This window comes from Zoogloea sp., assembly GCF_023150065.1.
Classification (GTDB): Bacteria; Pseudomonadota; Gammaproteobacteria; order Burkholderiales; family Rhodocyclaceae; genus Zoogloea.
In genome coordinates this window covers 114,231-130,331 of sequence record NZ_JAKLLN010000009.1, presented here as the reverse complement: position 1 = coordinate 130,331, position 16,101 = coordinate 114,231, and the positions used below count along the sequence as shown (strand labels likewise).

The 16,101-nt window shown below is 63.1% G+C and carries 13 protein-coding genes and 1 tRNA gene; all 14 read right to left on the bottom strand.

Annotated elements, in window-relative coordinates; genetic code table 11:
• Positions 1-77: 77 nt before the first annotated feature.
• Positions 78-154, bottom strand: a tRNA-Val gene (locus L6Q67_RS12470).
• Between the two features lie 57 nt (positions 155-211).
• Complete coding sequence (locus L6Q67_RS12465) at positions 212-1,009, bottom strand: 3'-5' exonuclease (protein ID WP_296569758.1); 798 nt, start codon at positions 1,007-1,009, stop codon at positions 212-214.
• An 8-nt stretch (positions 1,010-1,017) separates the two neighbouring features.
• Positions 1,018-1,908 (bottom strand): cysteine synthase CysM, encoded by an 891-nt coding sequence (gene cysM, locus L6Q67_RS12460; RefSeq protein WP_296569757.1) that lies wholly within the window; start codon positions 1,906-1,908, stop codon positions 1,018-1,020.
• Positions 1,909-2,077: 169 nt separating this feature from the next.
• Complete coding sequence (locus tag L6Q67_RS12455) at positions 2,078-3,400, bottom strand: UDP-glucose/GDP-mannose dehydrogenase family protein (RefSeq protein WP_296569755.1); 1,323 nt, start codon at positions 3,398-3,400, stop codon at positions 2,078-2,080.
• Positions 3,401-3,488: 88 nt separating this feature from the next.
• A complete protein-coding gene (gene lapB, locus L6Q67_RS12450; protein ID WP_296569753.1) occupies positions 3,489-4,664 on the bottom strand; it encodes a lipopolysaccharide assembly protein LapB in 1,176 nt (391 codons plus the stop codon).
• A 4-nt stretch (positions 4,665-4,668) separates the two neighbouring features.
• Positions 4,669-5,067: a lipopolysaccharide assembly LapA domain-containing protein gene (locus L6Q67_RS12445; RefSeq protein WP_296569752.1), complete on the bottom strand. Its 399-nt coding sequence runs from the start codon at positions 5,065-5,067 to the stop codon at positions 4,669-4,671.
• A 7-nt stretch (positions 5,068-5,074) separates the two neighbouring features.
• Positions 5,075-5,359 carry an integration host factor subunit beta gene (locus L6Q67_RS12440; protein WP_079434022.1) on the bottom strand — a complete coding sequence of 95 codons (285 nt, stop codon included), beginning with the start codon at positions 5,357-5,359 and terminating at the stop codon, positions 5,075-5,077.
• A gap of 11 nt (positions 5,360-5,370) precedes the next feature.
• The gene (gene rpsA / locus L6Q67_RS12435) at positions 5,371-7,077 is read right to left on the bottom strand and encodes a 30S ribosomal protein S1 (protein WP_296569749.1); all 1,707 of its coding nucleotides are present in this window, start codon (positions 7,075-7,077) and stop codon (positions 5,371-5,373) included.
• Positions 7,078-7,157: 80 nt separating this feature from the next.
• A complete protein-coding gene (locus L6Q67_RS12430; RefSeq protein WP_296569747.1) occupies positions 7,158-9,119 on the bottom strand; it encodes a bifunctional 3-phosphoshikimate 1-carboxyvinyltransferase/cytidylate kinase in 1,962 nt (653 codons plus the stop codon).
• 14 nt (positions 9,120-9,133) lie between these two features.
• On the bottom strand, positions 9,134-10,027 hold the full coding sequence (locus tag L6Q67_RS12425) for a prephenate dehydrogenase/arogenate dehydrogenase family protein (protein WP_296569746.1): 894 nt from the start codon (positions 10,025-10,027) through the stop codon (positions 9,134-9,136).
• A 12-nt stretch (positions 10,028-10,039) separates the two neighbouring features.
• Complete coding sequence (gene hisC / locus L6Q67_RS12420; protein WP_296569744.1) at positions 10,040-11,137, bottom strand: histidinol-phosphate transaminase; 1,098 nt, start codon at positions 11,135-11,137, stop codon at positions 10,040-10,042.
• A gap of 19 nt (positions 11,138-11,156) precedes the next feature.
• A complete protein-coding gene (gene pheA / locus L6Q67_RS12415; protein WP_367171641.1) occupies positions 11,157-12,248 on the bottom strand; it encodes a prephenate dehydratase in 1,092 nt (363 codons plus the stop codon).
• A 33-nt stretch (positions 12,249-12,281) separates the two neighbouring features.
• Entirely contained in the window at positions 12,282-13,364 is a 1,083-nt protein-coding gene (serC, locus tag L6Q67_RS12410; RefSeq protein ID WP_296569743.1) for a 3-phosphoserine/phosphohydroxythreonine transaminase, read from the bottom strand.
• Positions 13,365-13,392: 28 nt separating this feature from the next.
• Complete coding sequence (gyrA, locus tag L6Q67_RS12405; RefSeq protein WP_296569741.1) at positions 13,393-15,984, bottom strand: DNA gyrase subunit A; 2,592 nt, start codon at positions 15,982-15,984, stop codon at positions 13,393-13,395.
• Positions 15,985-16,101: the final 117 nt, after the last annotated feature.

The window sequence follows — 16,101 nt, the reverse complement described above, 5'->3', positions numbered from 1 at the left end:
AACGCCTTACAGCAGACTCATCAAAGCTTGTCTTGGCTGCTGCAAGTTCGAGACATTCGTTTTCCTTCTTAGGTGTTTGGTAGGCGCGATTGGACTCGAACCAACGACCCCCACCATGTCAAGGTGGTGCTCTAACCAGCTGAGCTACGCGCCTAAGAAGCCCGCATTATAGACGAGCCTTGAAAGTTGTCAACGATTACTTGGATTTATTTTACTGGGGGTCCGCAGGCCACGCGGACAGGAAACGCTTCCAGTGAGGCGCCTCAAGCCGGCCCAGGGCTTCACGGACAAAACGGACCTCAGCCTGATACGCTGCCTTGTCGAGCGCACCCCGCATGCACTGGAAGCGCAGGAACACCAGATAAGTGTTCACGACGTCCGTTTCACAGTAATCGCGGATCTCGTCGATTCGCCCCTCGCAGTAACCCTTCCAGACCGCCGAACCATCCATGCCCAACTTGCCGGGGAAACCCATCAGTTTGGCCAGATCATCGAGCGGTGCGTTGGCACGGGGTTGATAGAGGGCCAGCAGATCCATCAGATCCAGATGTCGAGTGTGATAGCGCCCGATGTAGTTGTTCCACTTGAAATCGCGGGAGTCGTGGTAATCCCCATCTCCCAGATCCCAGTAGCGCGGGGCCGAGACGCCGTGCAGCATGCCCCGATAGTGCAGGACCGGCAGATCGAAACCACCCCCGTTCCAGGAAATCAGCTGGGGCGTAAAGCGCTCGATGCCGTCAAAGAAACGCTGGATGATCTCCCCTTCGGCACAGTCAGGCTCCGACAGGGAGAAGACCCGAAACTGGCTCGCGTCCCGCAGCACACAGGAAATCGTCACCACCTTCTGGAGATGATGAGGCAGGAAATCGCTCCCGTTTGATGCCCGCCGCAGCTGGAAGGCGTACTCAGCCACCTCCTCCGCACCAAGTTCGTCAGGCAGTCCGTGCAGGGAACGAATGCCCTGCACATCGGGGATCGTCTCGATATCGAAGACGAGGGTGGTGGCCATCGTCATGCTCAGGCAGGAAAAACGCCGGTGGACAGGTAGCGGTCACCCCGGTCGCACACAATGGAAACGATCACGGCATTCTCGACCGTCTCGGCCAGACGCAGGGCCACATGCAGGGCGCCACCCGACGAGATCCCCGCGAAAATCCCCTCCTCCCGGGCCAGGCGGCGGGTCATTTCTTCGGCATCGGCCTGGGCGACATACTCCAGTTGGTCAACCCGGGCCTTGTCGTAGATCCGCGGTAGGTAGGCCTCCGGCCATTTGCGGATACCGGGAATCTGCGCCCCCTCAGTGGGCTGGCAGCCAATGATGCAGATGCCGGGATTCTTCTCCTTCAGGTAGCGGGACACCCCCATGATGGTGCCGGTCGTGCCCATGCTGCTGATGAAGTGGGTGATGGTGCCGCCGGTCTGCTCCCAGATCTCGGGGCCGGTGCCGTCCACGTGAGCCTGCGGATTATCCGGATTGGCGAACTGGTCGAGGATGACGCCGCGACCCTCGTCGCGCATGCGCTCAGCCACATCGCGGGCCAGCTCCATACCCCCTTCCTTGGGCGTCAGCACCAGCTCGGCACCGAAGGCCCGCATGGTCTGCCGGCGTTCGATGCTCTGGTTCTCGGGCATCACCAGGATCATCCCGTAACCGCGTATCGCCGCGGCCATGGCGAGTGCGATCCCCGTATTGCCACTGGTCGCCTCGATCAAGGTCTGTCCGGGCTGGATGTCTCCTCGCGCTTCACCGCGCAGGATCATGGACATGGCCGGACGGTCCTTCACCGACCCCGCCGGGTTGTTGCCTTCGAGTTTGGCCAGGATTACGTTGTTGTGACCTGCCGTGATGCGCTTCAGCCTGACCAGAGGGGTCTGGCCCACGTAGTCTTCGAGAGTCTTGAATTCCATGTTTCGGTCCACCGGATATCGGATTGGAGAATGGTTCGATCATACCGAATGCGGCGATCGAGGGTTGGGGCCACGGGCGGCGCCCCGCAAGATCGGATTGAGGCTGCACAAGGCCGAAAAAAGGGGCTTCCACCGGAAGCCCCTCTTCCACACCTGATGCGACGCCGTCTCAGGGTCGGCCGATGCTCAGGTAGGTCAGACCAGCCTCCCGGGGAAGCTGCGGATCAAACACGTTGCGGCCATCAAAGATGACCGGGCTCTTGAGCTTGGCCTTGATGACCCCGAAATCCGGGCTGCGGAACTCCTTCCACTCGGTCACGATGAGCAGGGCATCGGCACCATCGAGGGCCTGCATGGGGCGTTCAGCGTAGCGCAGACGCGGTTCATCACCAAAAATCCGCCGGGTTTCATCCATGGCCACCGGATCATAGGCTGTCACCGTGGCGCCACGCCGGAACAGCTCGGCGATGATCACCCGGCTCGGCGCTTCACGCATGTCATCGGTGTTCGGCTTGAAGGCCAGCCCCCAAAGAGCGAAATGCTTGCCGCTGAGGTCTTCGCCAAAGTGCGCCACGACCTTATCCACCAGCACCAGCTTCTGGGCATCGTTGGCATCCTCGACAGCGTTGAGCACACGCAGGGCATGCCCCGCATCGGCCCCGGTCTTGATCAGCGCCTTGACGTCCTTCGGGAAGCACGAGCCGCCGTAACCACAGCCCGCATACAGGAAGTGGTAGCCGATGCGCGGATCGCTGCCGATCCCCTGACGCACCAGTTCGATGTCGGCCCCCAGGGATTCCGACAGCAAGGCCAGTTCGTTCATGAAACTGATCCGCGTGGCCAGCATGGCATTGGCCGCATACTTGGTGAGCTCGGCGCTGCGCAGGTCCATGATCAGCAGCTTTTCGTGATTACGCTGGAAGGGCGCGTAGAGGGCCTTCATGAGGAAAATGGCCTGATCGTCCTCCGCCCCCACCACGATCCGGTCGGGGCGCATGAAGTCGTCCACCGCGGCGCCTTCCTTGAGGAACTCCGGATTGGACACCACGCTGTAGGGAATCGCCTCGCCGCGGGCATCAAGCTCGGCCTGAACAGCGGCCTTGACCTTGTCGGCCGTTCCAACAGGCACGGTACTCTTGTCAACGACCACCTTGTAGTCAGTCATGTGACGACCAATCGCCCGCGCAGCCGACAGCACATACTGGAGATCGGCAGACCCATCCTCATCCGGCGGCGTACCCACGGCGATGAACTGGATGGTTCCGAACTGGACCGCCTCCTGAACATTGGTGGTGAAGTGCAGGCGTCCTGCTGCCACGTTGCGGGCAACGACCTGATCGAGCCCCGGCTCATGGATGGGAATGCCACCCTCCTTGAGCACCCGGATCTTCTCGGGGTCCAGGTCCAGGCACAACACGTCATTGCCCATTTCGGCAAGACAGGCGCCGGACACCAGCCCCACATAGCCCGTACCAACCACCGTAATTTTCATATGCCAGCTCCCGAGACCAATCCTGATAATGTGTTCACAAACCCGGCGGGCGTCGCCCAAGCCGGAAAGCCATGACCGCCAGGTCAGACTAAGGCGTCAGATCGAACTCTTCGGTGCGCTTGGGCGGATAGGTCTCCCACCCACCACAGGCCGGGCAGCGCCAGTAAAACTGACGTGCCTTGAAACCACAGGCATCGCAGCGGTAGCGGGCCACCCGACGGGTATGGCCGTGCACCAGCCCCTTGACCAGTTCGATATCCGTGCGCTGCTCGACGGGGGCCGTCAACAAGGCCGCCTCGAGGAGCTTGTCCAGCCCGAGCAAAGTCGGATTGCGCCTCAGCTCGTCGCGCACCAGCTGGTAGGCGGCAGCCGGCCCTTCCTTCTGCAGCTCCCACTGGAACAGGGCATCCAGCAGATCCAGGGATGCATACTGCTCGAGATAACTGCGCAGCAACTGCATGCCCTGCTCAAGCTCTCCGAGCCGGCGATAAGCATCCATCAGGCGCTCCGCCACCAGGGCCAGGTAGACCGGATTCTGGCTTTCAACCCGCTTCCAGGCCTCGAGCGCCGCCCGGTCGTCGCCCTGGGCAACATGCAGATCCCCCAGCAGCATGCTCGCACGCACACATTTCCGGTTTGTCTCCAGGGCGCGCAGCAAGGCGCTCCGGGCCTCATCAAAGCGGGAGTTGGCCATGTCGGCGGAAGCCAGCTCGCAGTGGAAATTGGCCATTTCCTTTTCCCAGAGGGCACTCTCATGCCCCGGAAGCGCATCCGCCGTTTCGATGGCCTTACGCCAATCCTTTTCCTGCTGGTAGATGTCGAGCAGGTTCTTGAGCGCAAAATCATTCAGGCGGCTACCGCGCAACTGGACGAAAACCGCTTCTGCACGATCCAGCAGACCGGCCTTCAGGAAATCCAGCCCCAGCTCAGACAGGGCCTGCAGCCTCTGATCGTTGGACAGATCGTCCCGATCAATCAGGTTCTGGTGCATGCGGATCGCACGATCCGTCTCGCCCCTTCGCCGGAAGAGGCTCCCCAGAGCGAAGTGCAGTTCGACCGTCTGGTTGTCGATCTTCACCGCCTCGATGAAGGCATCGATGGCCTTGTCTGGCTGTTCGTTGAGGAGGAAGTTCAGACCTGTCAGGTAGGTCCGCGGCAAGGCCCGCGATTCCTTGACCAGGTGTTTGATGTCAATTCGGGCCGCCAGCCAGCCCAGCACGAAAAACAGGGGGAAGGCCAGCAACCACCACAGCTCGAATTCCATGGATTCAGTAGGTCTCAGGCAGGTCGGGGCCGTGGGCGATCGGAGCTCTTCCCCGCCCATCGACAGGAGCGGCGGCCCCCTGATCGCGGAGATGACCGATCTCGCGATGCTGACGGTAAAGCGTGGTGAGCGTCGCGGTGACTCCAATCAACACGCCGATGGTGACGAACAGCAGGATGACCAGCACCAGCGGCACCTGCCACTGGGCACCAAAGAAGAAACGCAGGACGACAACATCGTCATTCTTGACGGCGAAGCCGAAAAGCAGCAGAAACAGGAAGAGCCTGAAGACCCAGATGAGAGCGCGCATGCGCGAAATTATCCCCGACGCGGACAAAAAAAAGAAGGCGGCTTTCGCCGCCTTCAGGATCGAGCCTTCGGCCTCCGGATGGGGAAGCGTCAACCATGGGTCACCCCATCATGTCGACACGTTCCCTCAACTCCTTGCCAGCCTTGAAGTGCGGAACATACTTTTCCGGCACCTGCACCTTCTCCCCCGACTTGGGATTTCTACCGACACGGGGAGGACGGTAATTCAAGGCAAAGCTGCCAAAGCCGCGGATCTCGATGCGATCACCCCGCGACAGGGCATCGGTCATCGCATCGAGGATCATCTTTACCGCGAACTCGGCGTCCTTCGCGACCAGCTGGGGAAAACGCTCCGCCAGCCGGGCGATGAGCTCCGACTTGGTCATGCCCGAACCGCTTACTTCTGCTCGTTGAGCTTGGCCTTCAGCAGCGCACCGAGGTTGGTGGTGCCGCTGGCAGCAGACGCGCTGTCAGACGCCAGCTTGCTCATTGCTTCAGTTTGTTCAACTTGATCCTTGGCACGGATGGACAGGTTGATGCCACGGGTCTTGCGATCAACGTTAACGATCATCGCTTCGACGGTGTCGCCAACCTTCAGCAGCAGGGACAGATCATCAACGCGATCACGGGAGAACTCGGACGCACGCAGGTAACCTTCGACGTCATTGTTCAGGCCGATCACCGCACCACGGGCATCCACGCTGCGAACGGTACCGTTCACCAGAGTGTTCTTGTCGTGGGTGGCGATGAAGTTGGTGAAGGGGTCGCCATCGAGCTGCTTGATGCCGAGGGAGATACGCTCCTTCTCGACGTCGATGTTCAGCACCACGGCCTCGACCTCGTCGCCCTTCTTGTACTGGCGCACAGCCTCTTCGCCGGTCAGGGACCAGGACAGGTCGGACAGGTGAACCAGGCCGTCGATGCCGCCTTCCAGGCCGATGAACACGCCGAAGTCGGTCAGGGACTTGATCTGGCCACGGACCTTGTCGCCCTTCTTGTGGTTGATGGCGAAATCGTCCCACGGGTTGGACATGCACTGCTTCATGCCCAGGGAGATGCGGCGACGGTCTTCGTCGATCTCGAGAATCATCACTTCGACTTCGTCGCCCAGTTGGACAACCTTGGTCGGGTGGATGTTCTTGTTGGTCCAGTCCATTTCGGACACGTGGACCAGACCTTCGATACCCTGCTCGACTTCAACGAATGCGCCGTAGTCGGTGATGTTGGTCACCTTGCCGAACAGGCGGGTGCCCTGCGGGTAGCGGCGGGAGATGCCGACCCACGGATCTTCGCCCAGCTGCTTGAGCCCCAGGGAGACGCGGTTCTTCTCCTGGTCGAACTTGAGGACCTTGGCTTCCAGCTCGTCGCCCACGGCCAGAACTTCGGACGGGTGACGGACGCGGCGCCATGCCAGGTCGGTGATGTGCAGCAGGCCGTCGATACCACCCAGATCCACGAATGCGCCGTAGTCGGTGATGTTCTTGACGATACCCTTGACGACGGTGCCTTCCTTGAGGGTTTCGAGGAGCTTCTGACGCTCTTCACCCATGGAGGCCTCAAGCACGGCGCGGCGGGAAACCACCACGTTGTTGCGCTTGCGGTCGAGCTTGATGACGCGGAATTCGAATTCCTTGCCTTCGAAGGGGGTGGTGTCCTTGACAGGACGCATATCCACCAGGGAACCCGGCAGGAACGCACGGATGCCGTTGACCATGACGGTCAGGCCGCCCTTCACCTTGCCGGTGATCATGCCCTTGACGAGGATGGCGTCGTTGAGCGCCTTGTCGAGGTCGTTCCAGGCAGCGATGCGCTTGGCCTTGTCGCGGGACAGGCGGGTTTCACCGTAGCCGTCTTCGAGCTGCTCGATGGCGACTTGAACGTAATCACCGATTTCGGTGGTCAGTTCGCCGCGATCGCTGCGGAATTCCTCGATGGGAATGTAACTCTCGGACTTGAGGCCGGCGTTGACGACCACAAAGTTCTGGTCGATCCGCACGACTTCGGCGGTGATGACTTCACCGGCGCGCATTTCCTGGCGATTGAGGGACTCCTCAAACAGGGCGGCAAAGCTTTCCTCGAGGGAAATAGGGGTGGCAGTGGACATATGTGAAAAAGAACCTTACAACCGTCGTGAGACGGCTCCTGGTTAAACAACCTTCCGCGCCCGGGCGGGCACGGAAGACCTCAAGTGCGAAGCACCGCGGCCCGTTCGACCACGAAATCAACCGCCTGCTGGACGGTCATTCCGGAGGTATCGAGCAGCACGGCATCCTCGCTTCTCTTCAGAGGCGCCACGGTGCGCTGGGAATCCCGCGCATCCCGTTCATGCAGGTCTCTGAGGAGATCGTCCATACTAGCAGCCATTCCTTTACCGATCAACTGCTTATACCGACGCTCCCCCCGTGCCTCGACGGACGCGGTGAGGAATATCTTGAGAGCGGCATCCGGAAACACCACGGAGCCCATGTCCCGGCCTTCGGCTACCAGGCCCGCGCCGCGCCGATAGGCACGCTGCCGGGCAAACAGCGCATCGCGGACAGCCGGAAGGGCCGCCACGCGGGAAGCCCCAGCCGAACAGGCTTCACTACGGATCTCGTCAGTGACGTCATCACCGGCCAGGAAGACACGCTCATCCTCGAAACGCGCGGGAAGCCCGGCCGCCAGCGTCGCCAGCTCAGCCTCCGCATCCAGCGCCAGCCCCTGACGCAGGGCCGCCAGGGCAACGATCCGGTACAGCGCGCCGCTATCGAGGTGATCGAAGCCGAGCACCCGGGCCACCTGGGCCGCGACGGTTCCCTTGCCCGATGCCGAAGGCCCGTCGATGGCCAGCACCGGAACGGGCGTGGCAATGCCGGAAAAGGTCTGGAAGTACTCCGGGAAAGTCTTGTTCACGCACTTCGGATCATTGATGCGCACATAAGGCCCACCCAGGGTCGCCAGGGAGAAGCACATGGCAACGCGGTGATCGTCGTAGGTATCGATGACGGCCGGCTGCAGACAGGCAGGCGGCGTGACACGGAGGCTTTCAGGAAACTCCTCGACCGTCGCTCCCAGCTTGCGCAACTCGGCCGCCATGGCGGCAATGCGATCAGTCTCCTTGACCCGCCAGCTGCCGATATTGCGCAGGGTGCTCGGACCGTCGGCAAACAGCGCAGCCACCGACAGGGTCATGGCCGCATCGGGAATGTGGTTGAGATCCAGGTCGAAAGCCTTGAGGCGCCCGGACGCCGGGGCCCGGGCTTCGATCCAGTCCTCGCCCCAGGTGATTTCCGCCCCCATCGTGGCCAGGGCATCGGCAAACTTCACGTCCCCCTGGATGCTGCGCCGCCCGGCACCGACGACGCGCACCGGCCCACCGCCGAGTGCCCCTGCAGCCAGGAAATAGCTGGCGGTGGACGCATCCCCTTCCACGGAGATCCGGCCTGGCGAAACATAGCGCTGACCGGCCGGCACCACGAAGCGGCTCCAGCCATCACGCTGCACCACCACGCCAAACCGCTCCATGAGGTTGAGGGTGATCTCGACGTAGGGGCGGCTGATCAGCTCCCCCTCCACATCGATGGTGAGGGGCTTGTCCCGGGCCACCAGCGGCGCGGCCTGCAGCAGGCCGGTGAGAAACTGGCTGGACACATTGCCGCGCACGCTGACCCGCTCGGCAGCCAGCTCGGCCGGCTGGAGCGCCAGGGGCGGATAGCCCTCCTGCCCCAGCCAGGCGACCTGAGCACCGAGCTGCTTGAGCCCGTCCACCAGGTCGCCGATGGGGCGCTCGTGCATGCGCGGCACGCCGGACAACCGCACCTCGGCCTGAGCATCACCGCAACCGGAGAGCGACGTGACGATGGCCGGCACCAGGGTGCGGATGCTGAGCCCGGAATTACCCACGAAAAGATCAGCCTGGAGCTGGGGGAAGCGTCCGTTACAGCCCACCACGCGCAGGGCGGCGCCCTCCTCCCTCACGTCCACGCCCAGGGCGACGATGGCGTTGCGCATCACCCGGGTATCGTCGGAGTCCAGCAGATCTTCGACCAAGGTTTCGCCCTCGGCCAGGGCAGCAAGCAGCAGCACACGATTGGAAATGCTCTTGGAGCCGGGCAGACGTACGGTGCCGGCAGCCCTGCGCATCGGCGGCAGATCGATGAATTCCATGGAAAATCCTTGTATCACTCGCCCGAAGGCGTCGCTGGGAAAGCCTTGTCGGCCCATTCGTTGCGAGCCCGGCTGGCATCGTCGAAGACAGCTTCGAGCGCCGGCCCGTCGCCGGCCAGAAGCAGCGCGCGCAGATAGGCCAGCTCGGACAGGTAGGCATCGAGCTCGGCGAGCAGGGAGTGGCGATTGGCCACGCAGATGTCACGCCACATCTCCGGGTGACTCCCGGCCACCCGGGTAAAATCCCGGAAGCCGCTTGCCGCATAGCTGAATAATTGCTCAGCATTGGCCCGCCCGGCCAGATCGTGCACCAGGCCAAAGGCCAGCAGATGAGGCAGATGACTGACCGCGGCGAACACGCGGTCATGCTCCTGCGGACTCATTTCGTGCAACACCGCCCCACAGGCAGCCCACAGCTCGCGTACCCGCAGCACGGCGTCGGGTGCATTTTCGGGCAGCGGGGTCACCACCACCTTGCGCCCGCGATACAAATCGGCACGGGCGGCGGAAGGGCCGCTCTTTTCGGCACCGGCGATCGGATGCGCAGGTACGACGTGGGCCAGGTGGGCGCCCAGATGACGATAGATCGCCTCAATCACATCCCGCTTGGTACTGCCCGCATCGGTGACGATGGTGTCCGGCCCCAAGTGGGGCGCCATGGCCTGCGCGACCGCCTCCATCTGGCCGACGGGCATGGCCAGCAGCACCATGTCCGCCCCGTCCAGGGCCTCGGCCCAGTCGGTGGATATCTCGTCGATCACACCCAGCTGCCGCGCCTGGGCGAGAGGCTCCGGCCGTCGGCCGACCCCCACCACGCGCTCAACCAGCCTGGCCTGACGCAGGGCCAGCGCCACCGACCCGCCGATCAGGCCGACGCCGCACACCACAAGCTTCTCGATCTTGCGCACGGCGGGCCTCACTCAGCCAAGGGCTGCGGGCAGGGCCTCGAGGAAGCGGGCATTCTCGCTCTCCAGGCCGATGGACACACGCAGCCATTCGGGCATGCCGTAACCGCCGATGGGACGCACGATGACCCCCTGACGCAGCAAGCCCTGATTGACCCTGGCTCCGTCACCCACCTTGAAGGTGACAAAATTGCCCGCGGAGGGAATCCACTCCAGGCCAAGGGCCGCAAAACCCGCGGTCAGCTGCGCCATGCCGGCCCGGTTCAACTCAAAGCTGCGCGCCAGGAAATCGTCGTCGAACAGCGCCGCCGCCGCCGCCGCGAGGCCGACGCTGGTGACATTGAAGGGCTGCCGGACACGGTTCAGCAGATCGATGACTGCCGCATTGCCCAGACCGTAACCCACGCGCAGCCCCGCCAGGCCGTAGGCCTTGGAGAAGGTGCGGCTGATAAGCAGATTGGGGAAGCGTGACAGCCAGGCGATGGCGTCGTAACGCTGCTCCGGGCCGAGATATTCGGTATACGCCTCATCCAGCACCACCAGCACCTCGCCGGGAACCTTCGCCAGGAAGGCTTCGATCCGGTCTCCGGGCAGGAAAGTACCGGTCGGGTTGTTGGGGTTGGCAATGAAGATCACCCGGGTGGCGGGGGTGATCGCCGCCAGCATGGCATCCAGGTCGTGGCCGAAGTCCTGCGCCGGCACCTCGACACCCCGGGCACCGGTCGCCTGGGTGGCCAGGGGATAGACGGCAAAGGCGTGGCGGGCATAGATGGCCTCGCGATCCGGACCGAGAAAGGCCCGGGCAGCCAGTTCGAGGATGTCGTTGGAACCATTGCCCAGAACGATCTGTTCCATGGCCACGCCGTAGCGCCGGCGCAAGGCGTCCTTCAGCTCGAAGCCATTCCCGTCGGGGTAGCGGGCGATGTCAGCCAGCGCCGCCTCGATGGCCGCCCGGGTCTTCTCGCCAATCCCGAGGGGATTCTCGTTGGACGCCAGCTTGACGATGGAGGCCTCCGCCAGCCCCATCTCCCGGGCCAGTTCGGAAATCGGCTTGCCGGGCTGATAGGGAGAGATCGCCCGGATGTAGGCGGGCGCCAGATCACACAAACTCATGGACAACTCCAGAGGGATATCAGTACACAGCCTGGGGGTAGGAGCCCAGGATCTTGAGGTAGGCCGCCCGGCTGGTCAGTGCGTCCAGCGCGACCTTGACGGCCGGATCATCCCGGTGGCCTTCGATATCCACGTAGAAGACGTATTCCCACAGCGCTGCACGCGCAGGCCGGGATTCGAGACGATTCATGGACACGCCGGCCTCGGCCAACGGGGCAAGGAGTTCGTGCACGGCACCAGGACGATTGGTGGCGGACATGATCAGGGAAGTCTTGTCCGCGCCGGTCCGGCCCGCATCATGGCGCCCCAGCACCAGGAAGCGAGTGGTGTTGTTGGGTTCGTCTTCGATGCTCTCCACCAGGCGGGGCAAATCGTATCGGGCCGATGCGGCCTCGCCGGCGATGGCAGCCGCGCCCGGCTCCAGGGAGGCCAGGCGTGCCGCCTCGGCGTTGCTGCCCACGGAGATGCGCGGCACACCGGGGAGCGAGCGGTTCAGCCACTCATGGCACTGGGCCAGGGATTGGGCGTGGGAGTACACCTTGGTGATCCGGCCCAGCTCGGTCTCGCGGGTCATGAGGTGCTGATGGATGCGCAGCACGACTTCGCCACAGATCTTGAGGGACGAGCCCAGCAGCAGATCGAGGGTACGGCCGACCGCGCCTTCCGTGGAGTTCTCGACCGGTGCCACGCCGTAGTGGGCATGACCGGCTTCCACCTCCCGAAAGACATCATCGATAGTGCCCTGCGGCGCCAGGCGGGCCGCATGGCCGAAATGCTTGACCGCGGCACTTTCGGAGAAGGTGCCCAACGGGCCGAGGAAGGCGATGCCGAGCGGCGTTTCGAGAGACAGGCAGGCCGACATCACCTCCCGGAAGAAGAAGGTGACGCTCTCGTTGGGCAGCGGACCGGCGTTGAGATCCTGGATCCGACGCAGTACTTGCGCCTCCCTCTCGGGGCGATAGATATAACCCGCATCGCCGTACTTCGCCTTGATCTCGCCGACGTGCTGGGCACAGCGGGCACGCTGGTTGAGCAGCGCCAGCATCTGCGCGTCGATGGCGTCGATCTGTTCGCGGACGACGCCAAGTTCCTGCAGCATCCCTTCGTTCATGCCTTCTCCTGAAACCGCTGAAAACTGCGCCACTTAGGCCTTGCGTGCTGCGAAATCCTGCATCAGATCCACCAGCGCACCCACGCCGTCGAGGGACATGGCGTTGTATATGGAGGCCCGCATCCCGCCCACCGACTTGTGCCCCTTGAGGCCGGCCAGCCTGCGCTCGGCGGCCTCCGCCAGAAACTCGGCATCGAGGGCCGGATTGGACAGCGTGAACGGAACGTTCATGCGCGAACGGCAATCCGCTGCCACCGGGTTGCGATAGAAGCCGCCACTGCCTTCGATGGCGTCGTAGACGCGCTTTGCCTTGGCGATGTTGGCCTGTTCGACCACCGCCAGACCACCCTGGGCCTTCAGGTTCTTGAAGATCAGGCCGGCAAGGTAGATACCGAAAGTGGGTGGCGTGTTGAGCATGGAACCGTTGTCGGCCATGGTGGCGTAATTCATCACGCTGGGCGTGCTCGCCGAGGCCTTGCCCAGCAGATCCTCACGGACGATCACCAGCACCAGACCCGCCGGCCCGATGTTCTTCTGGGCTCCGGCATAGATCAGCCCGTAACGCGACACATCCATCGGGCGCGACAGGATATGGGAGCTCATGTCCGCCACCAGGGGAACGCCCGCCGGCACCTCGGGCAGATCGAACATCTCGACGCCGTGGATGGTCTCGTTGGTGCAGATGTGCAGGTAAGCCGCCGTGGGATCGAGCTTCAGCTCAGCCGCGCCCGGCAGGCGGGTGAAGCCGTCGCCCTCGGTGGAGCCGGCCAGTCGGACGGAACCGGTGTGCTGCGCTTCCTTATAGGCTTTCTTTGACCAGGAGCCGGTGACGATGTAATCGGCAGAACGCCCGTCGAGCAGATTCATGGGGATCTGGGCGAACTGCTGGGTAGCACCACCTTGCAGGAACAGCACCCGGTAGTTGGACGGGATGCCCATCAGCTCCCGCAGATCGGCTTCGGCCTCGTTGATGACCCCGGTGAAGTCCTTGCCCCGGTGGCTCATCTCCATGATGCCCATGCCGGTACCGTGCCAGTCGAGCAGCTCGTCACGCACCTGCTCCAGAACAGCCGTCGGCAATGCCGCCGGCCCCGCCGAGAAATTGAAAATCCGCATCGTCTGAATCCTTGCTCTGTCAGTCCGCTCAGGCCTCGGGCTGGGCGCTTTCGTCACCCGCATCACCCAGGACATCCTGCTCTTCCTCTTCCCCTTCGAGAATCTTCTGCACGCCGGACAGGACACTGCCCTCATCCACGGCAATGAGCGTCACACCCTGAGTGGCACGCCCCATCTCCCGGATCTCGGCCACACGGGTACGCACCAGCACCCCACCGGTAGTGATGAGCATGATCTGATCCTTCTCGGTGACCAGCGTCGCCGCCACCACGCGACCGTTCCGGTCGGAGGTCTGGATGGCGATCATGCCCTTGGTGCCACGACCGTGGCGAGTGTACTCACCGATCGGGGTGCGCTTGCCGAAACCGTTCTCGGTGGCAGTGAGCACGCTCTGCTCCTCGTCACCCGCCACCAGCATGGCGATCACGGTCTGGCCATCTTCGAGCATCATGCCGCGGACACCGCGCGCCTGGCGCCCCATCGGGCGGACATCGTTCTCGCTGAAGCGCACAGCCTTACCGGCGTCAGAGAACATCATCACGTCATGCTGACCATCAGTGATGGCCACGCCCACCAGGTAATCGCCTTCATCCAGACCCACCGCGATGATGCCGGCCTTGCGCGGGTTGGAGAAGTCGGTAAGCGGCGTCTTCTTGACTGTACCCTGGGCGGTGGCCATGAAGATGAAATGACCTTCGTCGAACTCCTTGACCGGCAGCACGGCAGTGATCTTCTCTCCCTCAAGCAGCGGGAAGAGATTGACGATGGGTTTGCCGCGGGAGTTGCGGGTCCCTTCGGGCACCTCGTAGACCTTGAGCCAATAGAGACGACCACGGTTGGAGAAGCACAGGATGTGGTCGTGGGTATTGGCCACGAAGAGCTGGTCGACAAAGTCGTCGTCCTTGACCGCCGCCGCCTGCTTGCCCCGGCCACCGCGCTTCTGGGCCCGGTAGTCGGTGAGCGGCTGACGCTTGAAGTAGCCGGTGTGGGACAGGGTCACGACCATGTCCTGGGGCGCGATCAGGTCTTCTATATTGATGTCGGCGGTATTCATCACCAGTTCGGAGCGACGCGGGTCGCCGAACTGCTGTTTGATGAGGTTCAGCTCATCCACGATGATCGCGGTGATGCGCTCCGGGCGTGCCAGGATGTCGAGCAGATCGGCGATGGTCGCCATCACATCCCGGTATTCGGCAACGATCTTGTCCTGCTCGAGGCCGGTGAGGCGCTGCAGGCGCAATTCCAGGATGGCCTGGGCCTGGGCATCGGACAGGCGATAGCCCTGGGCCGACAGGCCGAACTCGGCGGCCAGGCCCTCCGGACGGTAGCTGTCGGACGCCGCCCGGGAGAGCATCTCCTCCACCAGAGCCGAACGCCACTGACGCGCCATCAGGGCCTTCTTGGCCTCGGGCGGCGTCGGTGCCGCCTTGATCAGGGCGATGATCTCGTCCACGTTGGACAGGGCCACCGCCAGGCCTTCAAGAATGTGGCCACGCTCGCGGGCCTTGCGCAGTTCGAAGATGGTGCGGCGGGTGACCACCTCGCGCCGGTGGGCGAGGAAGCAGTCCAGCATCTGATAAAGATTGAGCAGGCGTGGCTTGCCATCCACCAGCGCCACCATGTTCATGCCGAAGGTGTCCTGCAGCTGGGTCTGCTTGAACAGGTTGTTCAGCACCACGTCCGGCATCTCGTTGCGCTTCAGCTCCACCACCACGCGCATGCCCGACTTGTCGGATTCGTCGCGGATCTCGCTGATGCCTTCGATTTTCTTGTCGTTGACCAGCTCGGCAATCTTCTCGAGCAGGGTCTTCTTGTTAACCTGGTAGGGCAGCTCATCGACGATGATCGCCTGACGGTCACCCTTGCCGATGTCCTCAAAGTGGGTGCGGGCCCGCATCACCACCCGGCCACGGCCGGTGCGATAGCCCTCGTGGACGCCGGCAAGGCCATAGATCAGGCCGGCGGTCGGGAAGTCGGGAGCGGGGATGATCTTGATCAGATCCTCGATCGTGGTCTCGGGCTCCTGCAGCAGCTTGAGGCAGCCATCGACGATTTCGGTCAGGTTGTGGGGCGGGATGTTGGTCGCCATACCCACTGCGATACCGCCGGAACCATTGATCAGCAGGTTGGGCACCCGCGCCGGCAGCACCAGCGGCTCCTTCTCCGAGCCGTCATAGTTGGGGCCGAAGTCGATGGTTTCCTTCTCGATGTCGGCCAGCATCTCATGGCCGATCTTGGCCATCCGGATTTCGGTGTAACGCATGGCCGCCGCGCTGTCGCCATCCACCGAGCCGAAGTTGCCCTGACCATCGACCAGCATGTAGCGCAGGGAGAAATCCTGGGCCATCCGGACGATGGTGTCATACACCGACTGATCACCGTGGGGGTGATACTTACCGATCACGTCGCCGACGATACGCGCGGACTTCTTGTAAGCCTTGTTCCAGTCGTTGCCAAGCTCATGCATGGCAAACAGCACCCGGCGGTGCACCGGCTTGAGGCCGTCTCGCACGTCAGGAAGAGCCCGCCCGACGATCACGCTCATGGCGTAATCCAGGTAGGCATGACGCATCTCGTCTTCGAGGCTGATGGGGAGAGTTTCTTTGGCGAACGGGATCATGGCACCGCGAGGAATCGACTATTCGTCGAAAAGACGAAAAACCCGGAGTTTATCACGCCACCAGTGCCCCACTCCCGCCACCTGTTGCGCCGGGCGCCTGCCCGGGCCGCCGCAGCC

Coding starts and splice junctions, on each gene's coding strand:
- L6Q67_RS12465 (WP_296569758.1), bottom strand. CDS start 1,009: ATGGCCACCACCCTCGTCTTCGATATCGAGACGATCCCCGATGTGCAG.
- cysM (WP_296569757.1), bottom strand. CDS start 1,908: ATGGAATTCAAGACTCTCGAAGACTACGTGGGCCAGACCCCTCTGGTC.
- L6Q67_RS12455 (WP_296569755.1), bottom strand. CDS start 3,400: ATGAAAATTACGGTGGTTGGTACGGGCTATGTGGGGCTGGTGTCCGGC.
- lapB (WP_296569753.1), bottom strand. CDS start 4,664: ATGGAATTCGAGCTGTGGTGGTTGCTGGCCTTCCCCCTGTTTTTCGTG.
- L6Q67_RS12440 (WP_079434022.1), bottom strand. CDS start 5,359: ATGACCAAGTCGGAGCTCATCGCCCGGCTGGCGGAGCGTTTTCCCCAG.
- rpsA (WP_296569749.1), bottom strand. CDS start 7,077: ATGTCCACTGCCACCCCTATTTCCCTCGAGGAAAGCTTTGCCGCCCTG.
- L6Q67_RS12430 (WP_296569747.1), bottom strand. CDS start 9,119: ATGGAATTCATCGATCTGCCGCCGATGCGCAGGGCTGCCGGCACCGTA.
- hisC (WP_296569744.1), bottom strand. CDS start 11,137: ATGAGTTTGTGTGATCTGGCGCCCGCCTACATCCGGGCGATCTCTCCC.
- pheA (WP_367171641.1), bottom strand. CDS start 12,248: ATGAACGAAGGGATGCTGCAGGAACTTGGCGTCGTCCGCGAACAGATC.
- serC (WP_296569743.1), bottom strand. CDS start 13,364: ATGCGGATTTTCAATTTCTCGGCGGGGCCGGCGGCATTGCCGACGGCT.
- gyrA (WP_296569741.1), bottom strand. CDS start 15,984: ATGATCCCGTTCGCCAAAGAAACTCTCCCCATCAGCCTCGAAGACGAG.